21 protein-coding genes are annotated in these 22,163 nt (G+C 60.0%); 9 read left to right on the top strand and 12 right to left on the bottom strand.

Features of this window, described 5'->3' with window-relative positions; genetic code table 11:
- Nucleotides 1-3: 3 nt before the first annotated feature.
- The 3 genes from GXB78_RS04205 to GXB78_RS04195 all read right to left on the bottom strand — a co-directional run bounded on the left by GXB78_RS04205 (nucleotide 4) and on the right by GXB78_RS04195 (nucleotide 2,540).
- On the bottom strand, nucleotides 4-816 hold the full coding sequence (locus GXB78_RS04205) for a crotonase/enoyl-CoA hydratase family protein (RefSeq protein WP_083352769.1): 813 nt from the start codon (nucleotides 814-816) through the stop codon (nucleotides 4-6).
- Between the two features lie 205 nt (nucleotides 817-1,021).
- A complete protein-coding gene (locus GXB78_RS04200; RefSeq protein ID WP_329514430.1) occupies nucleotides 1,022-2,167 on the bottom strand; it encodes a PQQ-dependent sugar dehydrogenase in 1,146 nt (381 codons plus the stop codon).
- Between the two features lie 52 nt (nucleotides 2,168-2,219).
- Nucleotides 2,220-2,540: a hypothetical protein gene (locus GXB78_RS04195; protein WP_329514429.1), complete on the bottom strand. Its 321-nt coding sequence runs from the start codon at nucleotides 2,538-2,540 to the stop codon at nucleotides 2,220-2,222.
- A 189-nt stretch (nucleotides 2,541-2,729) separates the two neighbouring features.
- Between GXB78_RS04195 and ku the strand changes: the two genes are divergently transcribed.
- A complete protein-coding gene (gene ku, locus GXB78_RS04190; RefSeq protein ID WP_329514428.1) occupies nucleotides 2,730-3,596 on the top strand; it encodes a non-homologous end joining protein Ku in 867 nt (288 codons plus the stop codon).
- A gap of 132 nt (nucleotides 3,597-3,728) precedes the next feature.
- On the opposite strand, the gene lpxO is transcribed toward ku, so the two are convergent.
- On the bottom strand, nucleotides 3,729-4,628 hold the full coding sequence (lpxO, locus tag GXB78_RS04185; RefSeq protein ID WP_325720640.1) for a lipid A hydroxylase LpxO: 900 nt from the start codon (nucleotides 4,626-4,628) through the stop codon (nucleotides 3,729-3,731).
- 310 nt (nucleotides 4,629-4,938) lie between these two features.
- Between lpxO and GXB78_RS04180 the strand changes: the two genes are divergently transcribed.
- Nucleotides 4,939-5,373, top strand: a complete 435-nt coding sequence (locus GXB78_RS04180; protein WP_329514427.1) for a short chain dehydrogenase — start codon at nucleotides 4,939-4,941, stop codon at nucleotides 5,371-5,373.
- Between the two features lie 32 nt (nucleotides 5,374-5,405).
- Here the strand turns inward: GXB78_RS04180 and GXB78_RS04175 are convergent, their stop codons facing one another.
- The 4 genes from GXB78_RS04175 to GXB78_RS04160 form a co-directional block, all read right to left on the bottom strand.
- Nucleotides 5,406-6,350: a class I SAM-dependent methyltransferase gene (locus GXB78_RS04175; RefSeq protein ID WP_329514426.1), complete on the bottom strand. Its 945-nt coding sequence runs from the start codon at nucleotides 6,348-6,350 to the stop codon at nucleotides 5,406-5,408.
- A gap of 14 nt (nucleotides 6,351-6,364) precedes the next feature.
- Nucleotides 6,365-7,732 carry an iron-containing redox enzyme family protein gene (locus GXB78_RS04170; protein ID WP_329514425.1) on the bottom strand — a complete coding sequence of 456 codons (1,368 nt, stop codon included), beginning with the start codon at nucleotides 7,730-7,732 and terminating at the stop codon, nucleotides 6,365-6,367.
- A 110-nt stretch (nucleotides 7,733-7,842) separates the two neighbouring features.
- Nucleotides 7,843-8,772 (bottom strand): ZIP family metal transporter, encoded by a 930-nt coding sequence (locus GXB78_RS04165; protein WP_329514424.1) that lies wholly within the window; start codon nucleotides 8,770-8,772, stop codon nucleotides 7,843-7,845.
- 15 nt (nucleotides 8,773-8,787) lie between these two features.
- A complete protein-coding gene (locus GXB78_RS04160) occupies nucleotides 8,788-10,014 on the bottom strand; it encodes a zinc-dependent alcohol dehydrogenase (RefSeq protein WP_329514423.1) in 1,227 nt (408 codons plus the stop codon).
- Nucleotides 10,015-10,390: 376 nt separating this feature from the next.
- On the opposite strand from GXB78_RS04160, the gene GXB78_RS04155 reads away from it, so the two are divergent.
- Both GXB78_RS04155 and GXB78_RS04150 read left to right on the top strand, forming a co-directional pair.
- Nucleotides 10,391-11,977 carry an ABC-F family ATPase gene (locus tag GXB78_RS04155; RefSeq protein ID WP_016774693.1) on the top strand — a complete coding sequence of 529 codons (1,587 nt, stop codon included), beginning with the start codon at nucleotides 10,391-10,393 and terminating at the stop codon, nucleotides 11,975-11,977.
- A gap of 593 nt (nucleotides 11,978-12,570) precedes the next feature.
- Nucleotides 12,571-13,755: an MFS transporter gene (locus tag GXB78_RS04150; protein WP_329514422.1), complete on the top strand. Its 1,185-nt coding sequence runs from the start codon at nucleotides 12,571-12,573 to the stop codon at nucleotides 13,753-13,755.
- Nucleotides 13,756-13,901: 146 nt separating this feature from the next.
- On the opposite strand, the gene GXB78_RS04145 is transcribed toward GXB78_RS04150, so the two are convergent.
- Entirely contained in the window at nucleotides 13,902-14,939 is a 1,038-nt protein-coding gene (locus tag GXB78_RS04145; RefSeq protein ID WP_329514421.1) for an alpha/beta hydrolase family protein, read from the bottom strand.
- 168 nt (nucleotides 14,940-15,107) lie between these two features.
- Nucleotides 15,108-15,719: an FMN-dependent NADH-azoreductase gene (locus GXB78_RS04140; protein WP_329514420.1), complete on the bottom strand. Its 612-nt coding sequence runs from the start codon at nucleotides 15,717-15,719 to the stop codon at nucleotides 15,108-15,110.
- Between the two features lie 127 nt (nucleotides 15,720-15,846).
- Here GXB78_RS04140 and GXB78_RS04135 point away from each other — a divergent pair, with 127 nt between their 5' ends.
- The gene (locus tag GXB78_RS04135; RefSeq protein ID WP_329514419.1) at nucleotides 15,847-16,755 is read left to right on the top strand and encodes a LysR substrate-binding domain-containing protein; all 909 of its coding nucleotides are present in this window, start codon (nucleotides 15,847-15,849) and stop codon (nucleotides 16,753-16,755) included.
- The gene (locus GXB78_RS04130; protein WP_329514418.1) at nucleotides 16,752-17,111 is read left to right on the top strand and encodes an MmcQ/YjbR family DNA-binding protein; all 360 of its coding nucleotides are present in this window, start codon (nucleotides 16,752-16,754) and stop codon (nucleotides 17,109-17,111) included. Before GXB78_RS04135 ends, GXB78_RS04130 begins: the two co-directional genes overlap by 4 nt.
- Nucleotides 17,112-17,256: 145 nt before the next feature.
- Here GXB78_RS04130 and GXB78_RS04125 read toward each other — a convergent pair whose 3' ends face one another.
- Nucleotides 17,257-17,685 carry a DUF1294 domain-containing protein gene (locus GXB78_RS04125; RefSeq protein WP_329514417.1) on the bottom strand — a complete coding sequence of 143 codons (429 nt, stop codon included), beginning with the start codon at nucleotides 17,683-17,685 and terminating at the stop codon, nucleotides 17,257-17,259.
- Nucleotides 17,682-18,512 (bottom strand): undecaprenyl-diphosphate phosphatase, encoded by an 831-nt coding sequence (locus tag GXB78_RS04120; protein WP_329514416.1) that lies wholly within the window; start codon nucleotides 18,510-18,512, stop codon nucleotides 17,682-17,684. The genes GXB78_RS04125 and GXB78_RS04120 overlap by 4 nt, the downstream gene beginning before the upstream one ends.
- 306 nt (nucleotides 18,513-18,818) lie before the next feature.
- Between GXB78_RS04120 and GXB78_RS04115 the strand changes: the two genes are divergently transcribed.
- The 3 genes from GXB78_RS04115 to GXB78_RS04105 all read left to right on the top strand — a co-directional run bounded on the left by GXB78_RS04115 (nucleotide 18,819) and on the right by GXB78_RS04105 (nucleotide 22,112).
- Nucleotides 18,819-20,453 (top strand): methyl-accepting chemotaxis protein, encoded by a 1,635-nt coding sequence (locus GXB78_RS04115; protein WP_329514415.1) that lies wholly within the window; start codon nucleotides 18,819-18,821, stop codon nucleotides 20,451-20,453.
- A gap of 574 nt (nucleotides 20,454-21,027) precedes the next feature.
- Complete coding sequence (gene pnuC / locus GXB78_RS04110; RefSeq protein ID WP_329514414.1) at nucleotides 21,028-21,591, top strand: nicotinamide riboside transporter PnuC; 564 nt, start codon at nucleotides 21,028-21,030, stop codon at nucleotides 21,589-21,591.
- Nucleotides 21,588-22,112, top strand: coding sequence for an AAA family ATPase (locus GXB78_RS04105; RefSeq protein ID WP_329514413.1), 525 nt, complete (start codon nucleotides 21,588-21,590; stop codon nucleotides 22,110-22,112). The genes pnuC and GXB78_RS04105 overlap by 4 nt, the downstream gene beginning before the upstream one ends.
- Nucleotides 22,113-22,163 lie beyond the last annotated feature (51 nt).

Below are 22,163 nucleotides of genomic sequence, written 5' to 3'. Positions count from 1 at the left end.
AACTCAATCCAGAAATTCGGGTTTCTGTTTGCTCATATGGGCGGCCATGGCCACGCGCAGATCGGTGGATTGCAGCATGGCGGCGTTCCAGGTGGCAACGTATTCGAGACCGTCGTCAATGCGATGGTCGCGCATGTAGCTGATCATTTCCTTGGTGCCGGTCACGGCAATCGGCGACTTGGCAGCGATGTCCCGAGCAATCTCGAACACGCCTTCGAGCAGTGTGTCCTTGTCGCTGTAGACCCGATTGACCAGGCCCATGCTGCGCGCTTCCTCGGCGCCAAAGGTGCGACCGGTGTAAGCCAGTTCACGCAGCATGCCGTCTCCGATGATCCGCGGCAACCGTTGCAACGTGCCGACGTCAGCGGCCATGCCGATATCGATTTCCTTGATCGAGAACTGCGCGTCCTCAGCGGCGTAACGCATGTCGCAAGCGGCAATCAGATCGATCGCCCCACCCAGGCAGTAACCCTGAATGGCCGCCAGTACCGGTTTGCGGCAGTTGTCGACGGCGTTGAAAGAGGCTTGCAGGTTGAGGATCTTGCGCCGCAGCAGACGCGCATTGCGGCCTACATCCTTGCCCAGTTCATTGGCGACGCCGGCGAGCATCATCAGGTCGATGCCGGAGGAAAAGTGCTTGCCGTTGCCGCTGAGCACCACCACGCGAACTTCGTCGGTGTCGTCGATCCATTGGAAAATCTCGACGATTTCGCTCCAGAACGCCGCGTTCATCGCGTTGATCTTTTCCGGGCGATTGATCTGCACGTGCGCGATGTTGTCGGCCAGTTCGACGCTGAAAGCGGAGTATTGAGTCATGGCAGTGATCCTTTACCGGGCTGGGAAACAAGGCCCGAACTATAACAAGGCCATGGGGCGGCGGTTCGGCCAAATGCGGGACTGCTCGGAGTCTGCGCAAGATGCGCGGGCCTCTTCGCGAGCAGGCTCGCTCCCACAGGGAGACTGCATTTCAATGTGGGAGCGAGCCTGCTCGCGAAGGCGTCGGATCATGCACCACACGCGATCATTTCAGCCCCAGCCTGTACAGCGAGCCATTCTCTTCATCCGTCAGCACATACAGATAGCCATCCGGCCCTTGGCGCACATCGCGGATACGCTGATTCAACTCACCCAGCAAACGCTCCTCATGCACGACCTTGTCGCCATCGAACTGCAAGCGAATCAGCTCCTGCGTCACCAGTGCGCCGATAAATGCGTTGTGCTGCCAAGGCGTGAAGCGGTCGGCGTCGTAGAACGCCATGCCGGTCACGCCGGGCGATTTTTCCCAGACATGATGTGGCGCCACGGTGCCTTCAGCAGTCTTGCCCTGCGCCTCCGGAATCGGCTGCATCGAGTAATTGATGCCATGGGTCGCCAACGGCCAGCCATAGTTCTTGCCGCGCTCGATGATGTTCACTTCATCGCCACCACGCGGCCCGTGCTCGTTCTCCCACAACGTACCGGTCCACGGATTGAGCGCCGCGCCCTGCGGGTTGCGCAGGCCGTAGGACCAGATTTCCGGCCGAACCCCGGATTGGCCAACGAACGGGTTATCGTCCGGCACCTTGCCGTCGGGGAAGATGCGTACGACTTTGCCTTGCAGCTTGTCGAGGTCCTGCGCAGTCGGGCGGTCGTTGTTTTCACCCAGAGTGATAAACAGATAGCCGTCGCGATCGAAGACCAGGCGCGAACCGAAATGGTTGCTCACCGACAGTTTCGGTTCCTGCCGGAAGATCACATTGAAGTCCTTCAGCGTTTTCAGGTCCTCGGAAAGTCGTCCGCGCCCTACCGCTGTGCCAGCCTTGCCACCCTCGCCACCGCCCTCGGCATACGACAGATAGACCATGCGGTCCTGCTTGAAGTCCGGCGACAGCACCACATCGAGCAGACCGCCCTGGCCCTTGGCCCAGACTTGTGGCACGCCGCTGATCGGCTCCGACAATTTGCCGTCCTTGTTCACGACGCGCAGATGGCCCGGGCGCTCGGTCACCAGCATGCCCTTCTGATCAGGCAGAAACGCCAGCGCCCACGGATGTTCCAGGCCTTGGGCAATGGTGGTGACTTCAAGAATGCCCTGCTCGCTTTTCAGCTCTTTGGGCGCGGCGGCGAATGTCGGGGCACTGATCAGCGCGGCGGCGCAGCAGGTGGCTAGAAGGGTTTTACGCAACATGCACGATTCCTTTTGTTCGTGTGAAGGGCTGACAGAACCTCAGTCCTGCCGTTCAACGGTTGCTGCCGGTGCCCCGTGAGGGCGGGTTGGGAATGAAGGTCGGCGGATTGCTCGGCACCGAGCGAATCGGCTGGCCGTTGCCGATGCCGCGATTTTCCACGGTCGGCTGACGCGGTACCGGAACGGTGTTCGGCCCGCGAAGGGGCGGAGCGCTGGGCTGGGTGCCCTGCATGCTGTTGGGATTGGCCCGGCGGATCGGGCTGTTGTAGGGATTGTTGCTATTGCCGGTGGGGCTTTGCGCCAGCACGACGTCGGCATGAACCAGACCGCCACTGAGGGCCAGGACGGCGATGCCAAGCAGAAAGCGGTTCATGGGGAATGCCTCTCGATGAGCGTGGAATAGAGCCTTGGAGCCCACGCTACGCCGTGGGTTCGGATTTGTTAACCCTCGTCTCTTAAACAACATGTAACACGGCTTGACCGTACCGTTGGAAGCCGCGCAATCACTGGAAACTTTCTCGCCGCGCCACGGGTCACCTGATCATCACTCGGAGGACAGGTCATGGCTCGGGCAATCTGGAAAGGCGCAATCAGTTTTGGACTGGTACACATCCCCGTGGCGCTGGTTTCAGCGACGTCGTCCCAAGGCGTGGACTTCGACTGGCTCGACAGCCGCAGCATGGACCCGGTGGGCTACAAACGCATCAACAAGGTCACCGGCAAGGAAGTCACCAAAGAAAACATCGTCAAAGGCGTGGCTTACGAAAAGGGCCGGTACGTGGTGCTCAGCGAGGAAGAGATCCGTTCCGCGCACCCCGTTTCGACGCAGACCATCGACATTTTCTCGTTCGTCGACGCCGAGCAGATTCCGCTGCAGAACATCGACACGCCCTACTACCTGGCGCCGGACAAGCGCGGCGGCAAGGTCTACGCATTACTGCGTGAAACCCTGAGCAAAACCAATAAAGTCGCCCTCGCCCGCGTCGTCCTGCACACCCGCCAATACCTGGCGGCACTGATGCCGCTGGAGTCGGCGCTGGTTCTGGTGAAACTGCGCTGGCCACAGGAGGTGCGCAGCCTCGATGAACTGGCGCTGGGCAGCGAAGTGACCAAGCCGCAACTGGCCAAGGGCGAGCTGGACATGGCCAAACGTCTGGTTGAAGACATGACCGCAGAATGGACGCCGGAAGATTACAAGGACGAGTTCGAAGACAAGATCATGGCCCTGGTCGAGAAGAAAGCCCACGAAGGCAAGATCGAAGATGTCGAGACCGCCACTGGCGAGGAAGAGCGCAAGACTGCCGATGTTATCGACCTGACCGAGCTGCTCAAGCGCAGTCTTGGTGGCAAGGCCCCGGCCAAGCCCAAGACCAAATCAACCAGCAAGGCGGCGCCGGCGAAGAAGACCCGCAAGGCGTCTGGGGAGTAAGCGTTGGGCCAGCTAGAGGTATGTTGGAAATGAAGCCGCCTTCGCGAGCAGGCTCGCTCCCACAGGGGAACGCATTCCAAATTGTGGGAGCGAGCCTGCTCGCGAAGAGGGCGGTGCTGACACTACAAATCATCAGATCAGAATGAAGATCGCCAACAACGCGGCAAAAATCGCCCACTTCTCCAGGTAATACCGCGTGCGGTTGCGCTTCTTCAGCTCTTTGCCGCGCAAGCGAATCTTGTAGATTCTGGTAAACAAGCGGTTGATGCCACCGGTCTTGTCCCCAGCATCATTCGGCGCGCCCGCCGCCGACATCACCGTGCGGCTGAACCAGCGATTGAACGCAGCGGCCCAGCGGTATTTCAGCGGCCGTTCGATATCGCAGAACAGGATGATGCGGTTCTGCTCCGTGGTGTTTTCCGCGTAATGAATAAACGTCTCGTCGAACATCACCGCTTCGCCATCGCGCCAGTGATAGTTCTCACCGTCGACGTTGATGTAGCAGCCAGGATCGTTCGGCGTATCCAGGCCCAGATGATAGCGATAGGAACCGGCGTAAGGGTCGCGATGACGCACCAGCTTCGAGCCCGGTGGCAGCTCGGCAAACATCGCCGCCTTGATCGAGCCGATGCTCTGCACCAATTCGGTGGTGCGCGGGCACAGCTTCATCGCCGAGGGATGACTGTCGCCGTACCACTTGAGGTAGAAGCGCTTCCAGCCAGTCTTGAAGAAAGAGTTGAAGCCGACATCGTCATACTGATTCGAGCGCTTGATCTCGCCGGCACGCAGCAGGTTCTGACCTTCCTCGCGAATCTCTTGCCAGTGCGCCTGCAACGGGCTCAGATCGGGAAAGTCGGCCGGGTTCAGATAGGGCTTGTTGGGAATCTTCGAAAACAGATAAAGGAAGCAGTTGATCGGCGCGAGAAACGTCGAATGGTCACTCAATTGCCGGCCCAGCTTGTGGCGCACGCGTCCACGCAGGTGAACGTAAGCAATGGAGATGACATAAACAGCGGCAATGATGAGTTTCACGGAAAAGGGTCACACGTCAAAAGTGAACAAACTGCGCGCGTGGCGACCTGAGGCCCAGCGTCTTATGCAGCGGTCTTGATGCACAGGGCGCGTCCTTGGCCCGCGCCGTTCCGGGCGCTTGGTGAAGGGTGGCATTTTAGCCACACTTTGTAACCGATAGTGAACCCTCAACTGTGAAAAACTGTCTTGCACCTGCTTTGTGTAATGCCTGCGCCGGCCCAAAAGCAGGCGCAACGCCCGTTGCTCACTTCGATGGAACCACGCTCCGCACGCACTCCTCTATCGCTTATCAACAATGGGAGGAACCCTCATGATCGCCCCACAAACCGGTATGAAACCAGGTCAGCGCTATCGCATTGAAAGCGTCGAACGCGCGCCGCAATTTTCTGGCTTTTTTCTCGATGGCAAATATTTCCTGGGACCTGAATTGCAGACCGCGGTCGGCTGGCTTGAAGGGCAGACATTCTTTTACGACCAGCTCGACCCGACCGGTGAGCCGGTGTATCCGCAGAGGATTGCCGGCACAATCGAGGGGCTAACGCTGGTGATGCCGGACGGCTTGCGCCTGGAGATCGAAGAAGCGCCTTATCAAGCGGAACCTGCCGCTGCGGTGCGTTCTTCGTTTGAGGGGCGGGTCGAGCGTATCTCGCGTCTGCCGATACGCCCTTCGCCGCTGCTGGTAGCCGGGGCTGCGATGCTGGTTGGGGTTTGCCTGCTGACGATTTCGCGCATCAGAAACCGATAAGGCCACCGCGCGAGCAGTGGCCCAGCCGTCGGTCACTGCTCGCGGGTCACCGTCAACGCGACCACGGCGATGCGCTCGGCTCGCGCATATTCAGGCTTGAGCAATTCCTCACTGAACACATCCGGATCGAGCTCGCGATAGGTCCAGCCGAAACGCTCGCCCTTTAGCAAGGGCGCCACCGCATCGCGGAACGGATCCTTACCGGCAACAATCGCCACGCCGGTATACACCAGCAACGTGCCGCCGACTGCCAGGCGCGGCAACGCCTCACGCACGATACGCACCGACAAGCCCTCGCCCAACGCCCCGCCGCCGTGACGATAGGCGCGCTGTTGCTGGTCGTTCATGTACGGTGGATTGGCGATGATCAAATCGAATTGGCCTTCGACGCTGGCGAGCAGATCGCTGTGATACACCGACACATTGCTGGCCCCGGCCAGCTCGGCGTTGACCGCACTCATGCGCAACGCCTGCGGGTTGATGTCCACGGCCCACACCTCGGCATCCGGCCGGGCCTTGGCGATCAGCACCGCACCGGCGCCGCTGCCGCAACCGATATCCACCGCGCGCCTGATCGGCGAAAAGCGCTGCTGCAATTGCGCTTCGATGGCCTGAGCGAAGCGGTAGGTATCCGGACCGAAGAACACTGCGTCGCTCGCCGTCGTCGGAAACGCCGAGTGGACGAACAAGCGGTCATTCAGCGTCGACCAGCGCACCTGACTGCGCCACACAGCGCCATCGCGTTCGACGATGCCAGCCTGCTCCAGGCTTGCCAGTTCGTCTGCGCTGAACAGCTCGGCAGGAAACGGCATCGACCAGCCGAACACGTCGCGCAGATCCTTCGCCAAAGGTGTGGCAAAGCGCTGCAGAAAACGTTCGTGGGTCAATGGGGTTGGAGTGATGAAGTGATATCCGCTGTCGAGCAGACGCTTGCCCAGCTCGAACAGCACTCTGTCCGATGTTTCTTGTGCCGACATGAAGCCTCCTTGTTTCAACGCAAGCGGGCGCGCAGTTGCATGAAGCGACGCGTCGCGAAAAGTCCGGCCGGACGCCAGTGCCGCTGGGGTTGCAACCACGGCAGCAGAATTTCCATTTGCTCGGCGGAAGGCTTGTCAGCCAGTGCGGCTTCGAGGTTGAGCAGATCGGCATCGTCGTCGAAGGCTTCTTCCACGGCGGCTTCGCGGCGCACGTAAGGCCGAGGCCGTGAAGCCGGGCAGTCCTCAGTGATCCAGTCGCGCATCAGCTGTTTTTCATAGCCGTTGAACACGCCGAACATCGCCGCATCGCTGCCGTCGATCAGGCGCCAGAAACGACTCTCTTCGACCGCCTCACCGCGCTTGATCCAGCTCTTGCGCTCCAGCGCCGCGAGGAATTCGCCCATCTGCCCCGGCGTCGCCAACCATTGGTTGATGGTGCGGTTTTCGATGCGGCAGTAATCAGAATGCATATGCCGGCCGAACACCGCTTTGCGCTCAAGCATGGCGATGACTTCGTGGTCCAGATCGAACTCTTTGATCACTGCGGTCGTGCCCTTGCCGACGTCGTTGAGGCGATAACCGATCGCCATGCGCCGGTAGAACTCGTCGCGCTCTTCACCCAGCGGCATCAGCTCGAGCATCGACTGCACAGCCTTGCGCGCATGGCCGGTGCTGGCGTTGTCGATGGTCACATGCAGGCGGAAATAGTGCGGATCGATGCCCAGCTCCGCCAGCTCATAGGCACTGATCAACAAGTGCAGCGGCAGTTGCTCGTAGCCAAGATTGAAGCCGATGACTTCAGGGATGAACTGGCCGCCAAAGCGTCCCAGCGCCAACTGCACCGCGCCCTGCAAGAAATACTCGTCGGCAAGCCCGCTCAGATCAGAGCAATCATGCTCGGCAAGCAGCTTGCGATAGATCACCACATGATTCTGCCGCGGCACGCCCTCGCCCAACTCCTCGAGATAGGTATCGAGCAAATCGTCGAAACGCGGATCCTGCCACTGCGGCAACAGCCCCGCCAGCCAAGCGCCATCCACTTCTTTGGTCGGTGCTACGTGCAGGATGAAATACAACGCATGGGATTTGTTGCGGAAATAGCGACGGGGTGCACCTTGCTGGCGTTGTACGAGGTACTCAGCGTATTCGGCAGCGACTTTGGCGCAGCGGGTTTCCGACCATTGCAGCAGCTCTTCGGCGCTACCCGGCAAGTCGTCAGGCAGTGCCGCCGCCTTGCTCAATTGCCGGCGCAGAAAGTCCAGCGCCGCGCGATCGGCCGTGGAGTCTTCTGCCAACAATCGGTCATAGAGCCGGCGCTCGGTATCCGCCGGCATGGATGTTTTACCCGAAGACTTCCTGGTCGGGATTTCGATCAGCGACATGACTCATTCCCCTGCGTTATTGGCATTGCCTATAAACGAAAGAGTGATTGCTGCTGAAAAAAATTCCTTTTTTGTGCGCGACGATTCGCTCAGCGGTTTGCGGTGCTTCTCTACCCCAAAGCGGTATCGAGAAACATCATCACGCCGAACCCGAGCATCAAGCCAAGTGTGGCCGGGGTTTCGTGGCCGTTGCGGTGAGTTTCCGGAATCACTTCATGGGACACCACGAAGATCATCGCGCCCGCCGCCAGCCCCATCGCTACCGGAAAGCCCAACGCGAAGCTGTTGGTGATGCCCAAACCGATAATCGCGCCCAACGGCTCCATCAAACCTGAAGCGGCGGCAATCAACGCTGCACGTACGGCGGAAATGCCGGTCACCCGCAGCGCCAAAGCCACGGCCAGACCTTCGGGAATATCCTGAATGGCGATGGCGGTGGTCAGCGGCAGGCCGATTTTCATGTCGCCGGTGGCGAAGCTGACACCGATCGCCATGCCTTCCGGCAGGTTGTGCAAAGTGATCGCGAGAACAAACAACCAGACCCGATTGAAGCGCTTCGCCTCGGGTCCGCGCCGTCCGCTCTTTTCATGTTCGTGGGGGACGAAGCGGTCGAGGCCGACCATCAACGCCACGCCCAAAGCCATGCCGGCGACAACGACGGCAGCGGCGAGCATCGGACTGCTCACCGCCTCCTTCGCCGCCGCGATGCCCGGCAGGATCAGCGAAAAGGAACTGGCCGCCAGCATCATCCCCGCCGCGAAACCGAGCATGGTGTCCTGGGTTCGCGAAGTAATCTCCCGCAACGCCAGGGCCAGTAACGCCCCGACGGCCGTAGCGGCAAAACCCGACAGCCCGCCAAGGCTGGCGAGGCGCAAGGTGTCGCGCCCGGTACTGACCAAGCCGGTGTAACCGCTGATCAGCAGCAACACGGTGACACCGACCAGGGTCAGCCAGAAAATGCGCCCTCCCCAGCCCGTACGCGACAGGCTGACGAACCATGCGCGTACGGGGGCTGCGAACGAAGATGACGGTAGCGCCATGAAAACTCCTCAGGTTCAAGTGGCCGGTGCGAACGGCGTGGTTTCATCCAGCTGCGCCAACGGAACATCGCTGCCACCCGGGGTCAGAATCACCTTGCGGCACTCTTCCTGTTTTTTATTGAAGATCTTGTAGCCCTCGGCCGCCTGTTCCAGCGACAGCCTGTGGGTGATGATCGCCTCGGGCTGCAACTTGCCGGTTTCGATGTAGCCGAGCAGCTCCGGCAGGAAACGCTGCACGTGAGTCTGGCCCATTTTGAAGGTCAGGCCCTTGTCGAAGGCATCGCCGAACATGAAGCCATGGATGAACCCTGCATAAACCCCCGGAACGCTGACCACACCGCCACGCCGTACGGCGGCGATGCACTGGCGCAAGGCCTTGCCGCTGCTGCCTTCGAGCTTGAGTGTAGCCATGACGGTTTCGGTGGTGCTGCCCTTGGCTTCGAGGCCCACGGCATCGACCACCGCATCGACGCCGCGATGGCCAGCAGTCTGGCTGATGATGGTGTCGGCCGGGTCGTCGTCCTCATCGAAGTTGATCGGAATCACGCCGTAGGTGCGTTGGGCATAATCGAGGCGGTACTGGTGGTGATCGACCATGAAAATCTGCTCCGCCCCGAGCATTCTGGCGCAGGCGGCGGTAAGCAGACCGACCGGCCCGGCACCGTAGATCGCCAGACTCGAACCCTGGACGACGCCGGCGTTGATCACCGCTTGCCAGGCGGTCGGCAGGATGTCGGAGAGGAACAACACTTTTTCATCGGACAGCGTGCCCGGCACCTTGAACGGGCCGGTGTTGGCTTTCGGTACGCGCACCAGTTCCGCCTGGCCGCCGGGAATCCCGCCATACAGACGGCTATAGCCGAACAGCGCGGCCGGTGGCGGAATCATTTTCTTGTTCAGCGCCGCGCCAGGGCCCTCATTGGTGGTCTCGCAAGCGGCATAAAGCTCTTGCTGGCAGAAAAAACAATCGCCACAGGCGATCACGAAAGGAATCACGACACGGTCGCCGCGCTGCACTGCCGTGACCGCGGAGCCGGTTTCTTCGACGATGCCCATGAATTCATGGCCGAAGATATCGCCATGTTCCACGGTGGGTATCTTGCCTCGGTACAGGTGCAGGTCCGACCCGCAGATGGCGGTCGCGGTGACGCGCAGGATGATGTCGTCGGCGGCTTCAAGTTTCGGGTCCGGTACGGTTTCGACGCGCACGTCATGAGCGCCGTGATAGGTCATTGCTCGCATGGCTTGGTCCTCACTCGGTTGAACGAAAATGGCTGCTGCTCCACTTTCCGAAGTGAAAACGGCCGAGTGAGTTCATTCGGGTTTTCAAGATTTTGATCAGCGGATATTCCGCGTCTGCCTGACGGGCCGACGCAGATGCCGGCTTGCCTGCCATATAACTGCCGTCTGAGTTATGCGACAATGCGCGCCAATGTCCAACAAGAACCCCGTACTCGTCGCTCAGCAGCTTGCCTTCAACGGCCCCAGTTGCGGACGGCTTATGCGCGTTGGCTCAACTCAAGCACAGACTGGGGGGAGCTGGAAAAGCTCCAGATTGGTATTCAAGTCCGGTACCAGGCACCACAGACCAGCTCTAACCCATTGATAGGTAAGGTAATTGATCTCCACAGCTAACATCACGATGCAGTTTGGCGCCAAGCCGCTGTTCGAAAACGTTTCGGTCAAATTCGGCGCAGGCAACCGCTACGGCCTGATCGGTGCCAACGGTTGCGGCAAGTCGACCTTCATGAAAATCCTCGGCGGCGATCTCGATCCGTCCGGCGGTCAGGTCATGCTCGAGCCGAACGTGCGTCTGGGTAAGCTGCGCCAGGATCAGTTCGCCTACGAAGAATTCACCGTGATCGACACCGTGATCATGGGTCACGAAGAGCTGTGGAAGGTCAAGGCCGAGCGCGATCGCATCTACTCGCTGGCTGAAATGTCCGAAGAAGACGGCATGGCCGTTGCCGAGCTGGAAACCGAATTCGCCGAGATGGACGGCTACACCGCCGAATCCCGCGCCGGCGAATTGTTGCTGGGTCTGGGCATTCCGCTGGAACAGCATTTCGGCCCGATGAGCGAAGTCTCGCCAGGCTGGAAATTGCGCGTGTTGCTGGCGCAGGCGCTGTTCTCCGATCCGGAAGTGCTGTTGCTCGACGAACCGACCAACCACCTGGACATCAACACCATTCGCTGGCTGGAAAACATCCTCACCCAGCGTAACAGCCTGATGATCATCATCTCCCACGACCGTCACTTCCTGAACAGCGTGTGCACGCACATGGCTGACCTGGATTACGGCGAGCTGCGCCTGTTCCCGGGCAACTACGACGAGTACATGACCGTGGCGACCCAGTCCCGCGAGCAGTTGCTGTCGGACAACGCCAAGAAGAAAGCGCAGATTTCCGAACTGCAATCGTTCGTCAGCCGCTTCTCGGCCAACGCCTCGAAAGCCAAGCAGGCCACCTCCCGCGCCAAGGCGATCGACAAGATCCAGCTGGCCGAGGTCAAGCCTTCCAGCCGTGTCAGCCCGTTCATTCGTTTCGAACAGAACAAGAAGCTGCACCGTCAGGCGGTCATGGTCGAGAAGATGGCCAAGGGCTTCGATGGCAAGCCACTGTTCAAGGACTTCAGCTTCCAGGTCGAAGCCGGCGAGCGCGTTGCGATCATCGGTCCGAACGGTATCGGCAAGACCACCCTGCTGCGAACCCTGGTCAACGAACTGACCCCGGATGCCGGTAGCGTGAAATGGACCGACGCCGCTGAGCTGGGCTACTACGCTCAGGATCACGCTCACGACTTCGAAGACGACGTCACCCTGTTCGACTGGATGGGCCAGTGGACCCAGGGCGAGCAGATGATTCGCGGCACCTTGGGCCGAATGCTGTTCTCCAACGACGAGATCCTCAAGTCGGTCAAGGTCATCTCCGGTGGTGAGCAAGGTCGCATGCTGTTCGGCAAGCTGATCCTGCAAAAGCCGAACGTGCTGATCATGGACGAACCGACCAACCACTTGGACATGGAATCGATCGAAGCGCTGAACCTGGCGCTGGAAAATTACCCGGGCACGCTGATCTTCGTCAGCCACGACCGTGAGTTCGTATCCTCTCTGGCCACGCGCATCATCGAGCTGAGCCCGAACGGCGTGACCGACTTCAGCGGCACTTATGACGACTATCTGCGTAGCCAGGGTGTGGTGTTTTAAGGGCAGCTTTTAGTTTCAAGCGGCAAGCTGCAAGTTAAAAGCCCTGTCCTCTGTGACGGGGCTTTTTGCATTCGGCTTTTGGGGATTGTGGGTGCGGAGACATTCGCGAGCAGGCTCGCTCCCACATTTGGAATGCGGCCTCCCTGTGGGAATGGTGACAGGCTTTTGTGCATTCAAAGGGCAGTGATTCGCTGGTACGACTTCCTTCGCGAGCAGGCTCGCTCCCACATTTGAAAGGCGGACTCTCTGTGGGAATGGTGACAGGCTTTTTTGCATTCACAGGGCGGTGATTCGCTGGAGCGACTTCCTTCGCGAGCAGGCTCGCTCCCACATTTGAAAGGCGGACTCTCTGTGGGAATGGTGGCAGGTTTTTTTGCATTCAAAGGGCGGTGATTCGCTGGTGCGACTTCCTTCGCGAGCAGGCTCGCTCCCACATTTGGAATGCGGACTCTCTGTGGGAGCGAGCCTGCTCGCGAAGGGGCCGTCATCAGCGCCATCAATCCCAAGGGAAAGTCGTTAGCCTGCTTTCCTTTCTCCCAACCCCGCGCCATGATGTCGGCAACTCTCCCACCGCCGCCCGCGAACGAGTGCTCATGTCTGCGCAGCCACTGCCCCCGCAAAGCTCCCTGGCGATCACCCTGCAGATCGTCTCTATCGTTTTCTACACCTTTATCGCCTTCCTCTGCATCGGCCTGCCGATCGCGGTGTTGCCCGGTTATGTCCACGAGCAACTCGGTTTCAGCGCGGTCATCGCCGGGCTGGTGATCGGTTCGCAGTACCTGGCCACCCTGCTCAGCCGACCCATGGCCGGGCGCATGTCGGACACCCTCGGCACCAAGCGGGCGATCATTTATGGCTTGTGGGGGATTGTCCTCAGTGGCGCGCTGACGTTGCTGTCGACCTTGCTGCAGAGTTTTCCGCTGACCAGCCTGTTGATCCTGATTGCCGGGCGCCTGCTGCTCGGTATCGCTCAAGGCCTGATCGGCGTCGGCACCATCAGTTGGTGCATGGGCCAGGTAGGGGTCGAACAGACGGCGAAATCCATTGGCTGGAACGGCATCGCCTCTTACGGCGCGATCGCCATCGGTGCGCCGCTGGGCGTGGTGATGGTCGCCGAATATGGCTTTGTCAGCCTGGGCATCGCGCTGTCGGCGTTGGCGGCCGGTGCGTTGTGGCTGATCCGCAACAAGCCTTCGGTGCCGGTGATTCGTGGTGAGCGTCTGTCGTTCTGGGCGGTGTTCGGCAAGATTGCGCCGTACGGCACCAGCCTGACCCTGGCCTCGATCGGCTACGGCACGCTGACCACTTTCATCACCCTTTATTACCTCAACCGAGGCTGGACCGGCGCGGCGTACTGCCTGACCGTGTTTGGCGTGTGTTTCATTCTGTCGCGGCTGCTGTTTATCTCGGCGATCGCCCGGTTTGGCGGGTTCGCATCGGCCATCGTCTGCATGACAGTGGAAACCGTCGGGCTGGTGATGTTGTGGCTGGCGCCATCCACCGCATATGCGCTGATTGGCGCCGGAATGGCAGGATTTGGATTGTCGCTGGTGTACCCGGCGCTGGGGGTTGAAGCGATCAAGCAGGTTCCGAGTTCCAGTCGCGGTTCAGGCCTTGGGGCTTATGCGGTGTTCTTTGATCTGGCACTGGCGATCGCCGGACCGCTGATGGGCGCGGTGGCGTTGAATCTGGGCTATTCGTGGATTTTCTTTAGCGCGGCATTGTTGTCGGTGACGGGGTTGGGCCTGACGCTGCTCCTCAAGCGCCGCTCGACCTGAAAGTCAACGCATTCCCATGTAGGAGCTGACGAGTGCAACGAGGCTGCGATCTTTTGATCTTGATCTTGATCTTCAAAGCAAAGTCAAAAGATCGCAGCCTCGTTGCACTCGTCAGCTCCTACAGGGGATATGGGGTGGTCATCAGATTATTGATCCGCCGTCTGCATTCCCGCTCTGCTCGATTTGCCCAGCGCATGGGCAAAAAACCGTCCGGCCTCTGAGATCAGGTTGCGGTGAATATCCTCGCGATCGACCCCATCGGCATCGGTACAAAGGGCCGGCATGGCGCGGATCTGCTCTTCGGTGCACGGTGCCAGGAACACGAAGTGCCCTGCCCCGGCCAGCAGTTTGAAGTCCGGCGCGGTGGGCAGTTTGCGCGCCAGGGCGGCAGCGTTTTTATCGAAAGCCACCAGTTTGTCGCCGTCGCCGCTGTAGAGCAGCACCGGCACATGCACATCGGCGAGGGTGTGGCGGCCGAACTTCAGGCTCAGCGGCGCCATCAGTAATAACGCATGTACTCGTGGATCGGCCACCGGCTGCAAATCATCGCGATCGACAATCAACTCGCCCTGGGTGTTGCAGGCATCGTGATCGTCCGGGCGTTCCTGACAATAGCGGCGCAGGCGATCCAGATCCGGTTGTGCCCCGGACAGAATCAACGCAGTCTCTCCACCCGCCGAATAGCCAATGACTCCGACCTGATCGGCATTGACGAAAGGCGCGAGCATGTTGTCGCCGAGGGTCGCGGTGATCGCTTGGGAAATCTGGATCGGCCGTCCATACAAATTGCTCAACGTGCCAAGGCGGCTGTGGTCGCGCCAGTTATCGCCGGGATGAATCACCGCCACCACCACAAAGCCTTTGCGCGCCAGCGACGTTGCCAGATCATGCAAGGCCAGCGGCGTGCCGGTGTTGCCGTGGGAGAGCATCAACATCGGAAAGCGGCCGATCGCAACTTTGGTGTCTTCACCAGCCTCGACCGAATAGCCCTCAAGCAAACTCATGTGCTCGCGGTCACTGGATGGGTAAAAAGCGATAGCGCGCATCGGTTGCAGATCGAGCGGATCGAGAAAGGTCATTTCGTGATAACCGACGCTCCAGACAGGGTGGCGCCCCGGTGCGGCCTGCACTGAATTCAAGCCGGCCAGCAGGCAAATCAGCAACAGTGCACAAAGATGCCTCATGAATGCCCCCACCCTGTCGGACTCCATCGTCGGATGTGCTGAAACTGCATAACCTGGGCCAGATTATGTTACAGCCGGAAACAAAAAACTCCGTATTCGGCCCTTGCGGAACCAGAATACAGAGTTTTTTGGGTATTGCCTGAACATCAGCTGTTCTTTACGCAAGCCTTACGCGGCGGCGAACAGTTGCTCGCTGATCTTCGCTTGCGCAGCACTCATGGCGTTGTTGCGCACTTCTTCGCCATAGGCCAGACCTTCAGCGCGGACGATTTCGATGTCGGTGATGCCGAGGAAACCCAGCACCAGCTTAAGATATTCTTCGTGAGCGATGCCGCTGGCCTGACCGGCGTGGATGCCGCCGGAAGTCGATACGATCACCACTTTCTTGCCACCGCACAGGCCTTCCGGACCGGCTTCGGTGTAGCGGAAAGTCTGGCCGGCCACGGCGATGCGGTCGATCCACGCTTTGAGCTGGGTTGGTACGGTGAAGTTGTACATCGGCGCGGCGATCACCACGGCGTCGGCAGCGATGAATTCGGCGAGGGTCGACGCGCTCAGCTCGGCCTCGTGCTGTTGCGCGGCGTCGCGCAGTTCGGCGGTGGTACCGGCGGCGACCAGTGTGGTCGACGAAAAGTGGCTGATGGCATCGGCAGCCAGGTCGCGGTAGGTGACCACGGCGCCAGGCTCGGCGGCTTGCCAGGCGTCGACGACCTGGCGGCTCAACTGACGGGAAGCCGAGTTGTCGCCAAGAATGCTCGAATCGATGTGCAACAGTTTCATGTGGGTTCTCCTGGAAAGAATCGCCGGTGGCGACGGAATGGAGACAATCCTACGCAACAAACCAATAGCTGATTAGTCGCCGAAAATGCGATAGTTCGTCCCATTGATAGAACGACTGGAAGCGCGCATGCAGGACCTCAACGATCTCTACTATTTTGCCAAAGTGGTCGAAGCCGGCGGATTTGCCGCCGCAGGGCGTTTGCTCGGCATTCCCAAATCGCGTTTGTCGCGACGCATTGCCGAACTGGAGGAACGCCTTGGCGCGCGTCTGCTGCAACGCACCACCCGCCAACTGAACCTCACTGCCGTCGGCGAACGCTACTTGCGCCACTGTCAGGCGATGTTGCTGGAAGCGGAAATGGCCGATGAAGCGGTGGCGAGTATGTCCAGCGAGCCGCGCGGGCGCTTGCGGGTATCGTGCCCTACCGGTCTGGCCCATGAAATGCTGCCGACGGTAATCAGTGATTTTCTCGGCAAGTTTCCGCAGGTGCAGCTGGAAGTCGTACTGCTCAACCGCCGAGTCGATCTGGTCACTGAAGGCATCGATGTCGCTTTGCGTGTGCGCGATCACGGCGATGAAGATCCGTTGCTGGTCACCCGCCGTTTGCGTCAGGCCCAGGCGGTGGTGATCGCCAGCCCGGCATTCATGCAGGGCAAGACCATCAACCATCCGCAGGACCTGAAGAACCTGCCGGTGCTCGGCGCGCTGGAAGCCGATCGCATGGTGCATGTGCGTCTGCTTGATCAGCAGGGTAAAAGTGTCGATCTGAGCATGGAAGCGCGGTTGGGCATTGATGACTTTGTTGTGCGCAAAGCCTGCGTGCTGGCCGGTCAGGGCTTTACTGTGTTGCCGATGATGTTCTGCGAAAGCGAATTGCGTAACGGCACACTGGTGCAGGTGCTGCCGGAGTGGTCATTGCCCGGCGGCTGGCTGCAAGCGGTGTATCCGCATCGGCGCGGGGTGATGCCGGCGGTGCGTGCGTGGATCGATCATCTGGTCGAATCGTTCAATGCCTGCGGGGATCGATTTTTATGAAACAAGGAAGAATGAGCGAAACCGAGGTAGCCGAGTTTTGTCTGGCCCTGCCGGGCGCGCGGGAAGATTACAAATGGGGCGGCGTGCGGGTGTTTTCGATTGCCGGCAACAAGATGTTTGCCTTACAGGGCTTACGCGGCGACTCGCTGGCGTTCAAGGTCGACAAGGATCTGTTTCTCGGCCATTGCGATCGGCCGGGAATTCACCCGGCACCTTATCTGGCGCGGGCACAATGGATCATCATGCATCCGCCGTATCCGCTGGGCGCCGAGGAATTGCAGGACCTGTTGCAACGATCGCATCAACTGGTGGTGAGCAAGTTGCCTAAAAAGACTCAAATCGGCCTGCTCCTGTAAAGCCGATCCCGTGTAGGAGCTGCCGAAGGCTGCGATCTTTTGATCTTGATCGTTCCCACGCTCCGCGTGGGAATGCAGCCGGGGACGCTCCGCGTCCCAAAAGATCGCAGCCTTCGGCAGCTCCTACAGGGGGGATGTGTGTTCTTTAGGACAGCGTTAGCAGGTTTGAACCAAGGAAAACCTGGTCAATCCAGAACACCTGATGCAACAGCACGATCACCCAGAACAGGATCTGAAACGAGACCTTGCGCGTCTTGTGCCGAAATACCTGCTGGGCGACCAAGGCGCCCGGCCAGCCGCCCGCCAGCTCCACCGCATGCAGGATGTTTTCCGGCGTGCGCCAGGCATCGGCGCGGGCCTTGCGCTTGTCGGCCCAGTACAGAAAAAACGCCAAGACACTGACAATCCCGTACGCCGCCAACGGCAACCGCGAGATGCCGCTCAGCCACATTGACAGCGAGCCGAACAGCGGCAGCGCGCAGACGATCAGCAGCACCAAGAGCTTGAACTTCACATGCTGAACGCGGCCGCCCGAAGGTCGTCCATCCGGGCGGCGTGTGCGGGAATCATTCATGCCTTCGCTGCCGACCAGTCCACCCAGCCGAACTGCCAGGTTGCCAGGATGAACAGGCCGAACGCGATCCGGTACCAGGCAAACGCTGCGTAGCTGTGGCTTCCAATGAATTTAAGCAAGCCGCGCACAGCGATCATGGCAAAGATGAACGCGGTGACGAAACCGATGGCGAACACCGGGAAATCCGCTGGCACGAACAGATCGCGGTACTTGTAGCCGGAATACACCGCCGCTCCGACCATGGTCGGCATGGCGAGAAAGAACGAGAACTCGGTGGCAGTCTTGCGCGACAGGCCGAACAGCAGGCCACCAATGATTGTCGAGCCGGAGCGCGAGGTTCCGGGGACCATCGCCAGGCACTGCGCGAAACCGATTTTCAGGGCATCGGTCCAGCGGATCTCGTCGACGGTTTCAGCGTGGACTTCATGCTGGCGCTGTTCGGCCCACAACATGATGATCCCGCCAATCACCAGCGCCGCCGCCACGGTAATCGGGTTGAACAGGTATTCGTGGATCAGATCGGCAAAGATCACCCCGAGCACCACCGCCGGCAAGAACGCGATCAGCAGATTGGCAGTAAAACGCCGAGCGCTCGGCTGGGTCGGCAGGCCGATCACCACGTCGAGGATCTTGCGGCGAAACTCCCAGACCACCGCGAGGATCGCGCCGAGCTGAATGATGATGTTGAACGCCATGGACCGTTCGCCGCCGAAGTTCAGCAAGTCGGCGACGATGATCTGGTGTCCGGTACTGGAAATGGGCAAAAACTCCGTCAGCCCTTCTACAACTCCTAGAATCACTGCCTGCAAGGCGGTCCAAAGATCCATCAATCCCCCAGAGAGCGATGCGCGACGGCATGCCCCGATAATATTTTTCTAGCGTTCACTGCGTTCAGCGTAGCTGGTTAAAGCTGTAGCAATTGCGCGCACAGGATCCACACGAAACGGTAAAAATTCCGTGAAATATCAAAACCGGACTCAGGTTTTCGCGCGCGGGGCCGAAATCCTAACAGACAAGCCTCAATAGCGCTCTGCGCGTTGGATGGCTTTGCCTGGCGCAGTCCCGAGCACTCAGCTGTGGCTGGATGCTGGCGATCGTTTATTACAAGAACAAGAATCCGGAGTGACAGCGTTATGAACAGCTTGCGCAGTGTGTCGATCAGCCGACGCTTGTGGCTCATCTTGATTGTGGCGGTGGTCATGTTGCTGACCTTGGGCGTGCTGATGCTCAAGCAGATCCACGACGACCTCTATCACGCCAAGGCGCAGAAAACCCAGCATGTGGTGCAGACCGCCAGCGGCCTGCTCACGTATTACCAAGGGCAGGAGACTGCCGGCACCCTGACCAGGGACGCGGCGCAAAAGCAGGCGCTGACCGCGATCCGTGGTCTGCGCTATGACCAGAACGATTACTTCTGGATCAACGACCTCACGCCTGTGATGGTCATGCACCCGACCAACCCCAAGCTTGAAGGCCAGAACCTCTCGGCGATCCGCGACCCGGACGGCTTCGCGGTGTTTAACGAGATGGTCGCCATTGCCAAAGCCAAAGGCGCGGGCATGGTCAATTATCGTTGGCCGAAACCGGGCGCGACTGATCCGGTGGCGAAGACTTCGTATGTCAAGCTGTTCGAACCGTGGGGCTGGGTGATCGGTTCCGGCGTGTACGTCGATGATGTGCAAGCCGAATTCCAGGAGCAGATGCTCAAGGCTTCGGCGATAGGCCTGGCAATCGCGCTGATCATGGCGCTGTTGGTGATACTGATCGCCCGCAGCATCGTTCGTCCGTTGCAGGAAACCGTGAACGCCATGGCCAACATCGCCAGTGGCGAAAGTGACCTGACCCGCAGCCTCGATACCCATGGCAAGGATGAGGTCACTGAACTGGCGCATCACTTTAATGCCTTCACCGCCAAGTTGCGCCGGGTGATTGGTGAGCTGCAGGTGTCGGCCAGCGCTTTGGGCCAATCTTCCAGCGAGCTGGGCAATGACGCCTCGCAGGCACAGCAGCGCAGTCAGCAGCAATCGCAGCAGATGGAGCTGGTGGCCACGGCGATCAACGAAGTCACCTACGGCGTGCAGGACGTGGCGAAAAACGCCGAACATGCCGCCGCGGAAATGCGTGATGCCGAAGCACAGGCGCAACAGGGGCAGATCAACATTGATGGCAGCCTGCAACAGATCGACAAGCTCTCGGGCACGATCGATCAAGCGGTGGAAGTGATCCGCACCCTGGCGGCCGAGAGCACACAGATTGGCAGCGTTTTGGAGGTGATTCGCTCGATAGCCGAGCAGACTAATCTGTTGGCACTCAACGCGGCGATCGAGGCGGCGCGTGCGGGTGAACAGGGTCGCGGGTTCGCCGTGGTGGCCGATGAGGTGCGCTTGCTGGCGCAGCGTACGCAGAAGTCGACGGCGGAAATTCAGTCGATGATCGAGCGTCTGCAGAATCATTCGGAGGCTGCGGTGAAGGTGATCGGCGACAGCAGCAAGGCTTCGCAACTGACCATTGAACAGGCGGGTCTGGCTGGGGCGAGTCTCAGTGCGATCGGTCAGGCGTTGCGCAATCTGAACGGGCTGAATGCCTCGATCGCCAGCGCCACGTTGCAACAGGCGCATGTGGTTGAGGACATCAACCAGAACGTGACCCAGGCGGCCGGGCTTTCGCATAGCACCGCGTTGGCCGCTGAACAATCCAGTGCAGCCAGTCTGCGACTTGGGCAACTGAGCGAACAGCTCAATGGGTTGCTGCGCCAGTTCCGCGTCTGACCGATCACCGAGGTGAGCCCACCCCTCACCCCAGCCCTCTCCCCGAGGAGAGGGAGCCGACCGAGGTGTCTGGGGTCATACATCGACCTGAGCAATCGAGTCGATTATGGATTCAACGATCGTTCAAACCGGCGCAGCTCCAAAGCGTCCCCCAATCAGTCCCCTCTCCCTCCGGGAGAGGGTTAGGGTGAGGGGGGGATCTTCGTCGTCTCTGCGTTCGACGAATATTCCAGGTCGGCGTACCTCGACCAGACACCTCGGTCAGTCCCCTCTCCCTCCGGGAGAAGGTTAGGGTGAGGGGGGGATCTTCGTCGTCTCTGCGTTCGACGCGATATTCCAGGTCGGCGTACCTCGACCAAACACCTCGGTCTGATCTCCCTCAGCTAGAGGGTTAGGGTGAGGGGCTGTTGATCTTCGTCGTCTCTGCGTTCGACGCGATATTCCAGGTCGGCGTACCTCGACCAGACACCTCGGTCAGTCCCCTCTCCCCCTGGGAGAGGGCTAGGGTGAGGGGCTTTTGATCTGACTAATGCAGTACAATCCGCCCCCTTCTTTCATTCCCCAAGGATCACTCATGTCCGGGCTTGAACTGTTCGCCGCTGCCCTCGGTGTCATCGCCGTGTGGCTGACGGTCAAACAGAATCCGTGGTGCTGGCCGATCGGGCTGGTCATGGTGTTGCTCTACAGCTGGATCTTCTTTGAGGTGAAGCTGTATTCGGACATGTTGCTGCAAGTGATCTACGCCGCATTGCAGATCTACGGCTGGTGGCAATGGACCCGCGCCGGAACCATGCACGATGGTCGCGAGGTCACTCGCCTCGACTCCCGCTCGATTCTGCTCGGTCTCGGTATCGGCGCAGTCGGCAGCATCTTGCTGGGCGCGGCGATGGCGCACTGGACCGACGCTGCGCAGCCGTGGCTCGATGCCGCGCTCACTGGCTTCAGCCTGGTTGCGCAATGGTGGATGGCGCAGAAACGCCTGCAATGCTGGGCGCTGTGGTTTGTCCTCGATGTGATTTTTGTCGGCCTGTTCATTTATAAGGGCCTGTACCTGACTGCCGGTCTCTATGCGCTGTTTACGCTGCTCGCGGTGCAAGGCTGGCGGGAATGGCGCGCCGATCCGGCGTTGCGCACATGAAAGTCGTTGTCCTCACCGGCCCGGAATCCACCGGCAAAAGTTGGCTGGCGGCAGGCCTCGAGCAGCGTTTCGGCGGCGTGCGCGTTGATGAATATGTCCGCCGGTTCATCGAAGAAAACCCACGCGACACTTGCCTTGCGGACATTCCCGATATCGCCTGGGGCCAGTTGCGATGGGAAGATCAGGCGCGGGCGAAGCAGCCCCCGCTGCTGATCCTCGATACGCATTTGCTGAGCAACATCCTCTGGAGCCAGACCCTGTTCGGCGACTGTCCAGCCTGGCTGGAAAGAGAGTTGCTCGCGCGTCACTACGACTTGCACCTGCTGCTATCGCCGCAACAAGTCGACTGGGCCGAAGACGGTCAGCGCTGCCAACCGGACCTCGCGGATCGCATGGCCTTCTTCGAAGCCAACCGCGCCTGGTTGATCCAGCATCAACAGTCTGTGCAAATCATCGAAGGCGATTGGGCCGAACGCCAGACGCAAGCCTTTGCGGCGGTCGAGCGTTTGTTGTCCAACTGAGCCGCTGCGCCGGCATTTCGGGCTTACCTGTCCGTTTTTGAAACACTCCTG

Source organism: Pseudomonas moraviensis subsp. stanleyae (assembly GCF_036283065.1).
GTDB classification, from domain to species: domain Bacteria; phylum Pseudomonadota; class Gammaproteobacteria; order Pseudomonadales; family Pseudomonadaceae; genus Aquipseudomonas; species Aquipseudomonas stanleyae.
Note: the sequence above shows the minus strand (reverse complement) of the source record. Positions and strands in the feature narration are given on the sequence as shown.

Excerpts from the sequence above, each read along its gene's own strand:
- GXB78_RS04105 (WP_329514413.1), top strand. The coding sequence starts at position 21,588 with ATGAAAGTCGTTGTCCTCACCGGCCCGGAATCCACCGGCAAAAGTTGG.
- GXB78_RS04180 (WP_329514427.1), top strand. The coding sequence starts at position 4,939 with ATGATCGCCCCACAAACCGGTATGAAACCAGGTCAGCGCTATCGCATT.
- GXB78_RS04160 (WP_329514423.1), bottom strand. The coding sequence starts at position 10,014 with ATGCGAGCAATGACCTATCACGGCGCTCATGACGTGCGCGTCGAAACC.
- GXB78_RS04170 (WP_329514425.1), bottom strand. The coding sequence starts at position 7,732 with ATGTCGCTGATCGAAATCCCGACCAGGAAGTCTTCGGGTAAAACATCC.
- GXB78_RS04130 (WP_329514418.1), top strand. The coding sequence starts at position 16,752 with ATGAAACAAGGAAGAATGAGCGAAACCGAGGTAGCCGAGTTTTGTCTG.
- GXB78_RS04140 (WP_329514420.1), bottom strand. The coding sequence starts at position 15,719 with ATGAAACTGTTGCACATCGATTCGAGCATTCTTGGCGACAACTCGGCT.
- GXB78_RS04135 (WP_329514419.1), top strand. The coding sequence starts at position 15,847 with ATGCAGGACCTCAACGATCTCTACTATTTTGCCAAAGTGGTCGAAGCC.
- pnuC (WP_329514414.1), top strand. The coding sequence starts at position 21,028 with ATGTCCGGGCTTGAACTGTTCGCCGCTGCCCTCGGTGTCATCGCCGTG.
- GXB78_RS04200 (WP_329514430.1), bottom strand. The coding sequence starts at position 2,167 with ATGTTGCGTAAAACCCTTCTAGCCACCTGCTGCGCCGCCGCGCTGATC.
- GXB78_RS04145 (WP_329514421.1), bottom strand. The coding sequence starts at position 14,939 with ATGAGGCATCTTTGTGCACTGTTGCTGATTTGCCTGCTGGCCGGCTTG.
- GXB78_RS04205 (WP_083352769.1), bottom strand. The coding sequence starts at position 816 with ATGACTCAATACTCCGCTTTCAGCGTCGAACTGGCCGACAACATCGCG.
- GXB78_RS04195 (WP_329514429.1), bottom strand. The coding sequence starts at position 2,540 with ATGAACCGCTTTCTGCTTGGCATCGCCGTCCTGGCCCTCAGTGGCGGT.
- GXB78_RS04165 (WP_329514424.1), bottom strand. The coding sequence starts at position 8,772 with ATGGCGCTACCGTCATCTTCGTTCGCAGCCCCCGTACGCGCATGGTTC.
- GXB78_RS04125 (WP_329514417.1), bottom strand. The coding sequence starts at position 17,685 with ATGAATGATTCCCGCACACGCCGCCCGGATGGACGACCTTCGGGCGGC.
- GXB78_RS04115 (WP_329514415.1), top strand. The coding sequence starts at position 18,819 with ATGAACAGCTTGCGCAGTGTGTCGATCAGCCGACGCTTGTGGCTCATC.
- GXB78_RS04175 (WP_329514426.1), bottom strand. The coding sequence starts at position 6,350 with ATGTCGGCACAAGAAACATCGGACAGAGTGCTGTTCGAGCTGGGCAAG.
- ku (WP_329514428.1), top strand. The coding sequence starts at position 2,730 with ATGGCTCGGGCAATCTGGAAAGGCGCAATCAGTTTTGGACTGGTACAC.
- GXB78_RS04150 (WP_329514422.1), top strand. The coding sequence starts at position 12,571 with ATGTCTGCGCAGCCACTGCCCCCGCAAAGCTCCCTGGCGATCACCCTG.
- GXB78_RS04120 (WP_329514416.1), bottom strand. The coding sequence starts at position 18,512 with ATGGATCTTTGGACCGCCTTGCAGGCAGTGATTCTAGGAGTTGTAGAA.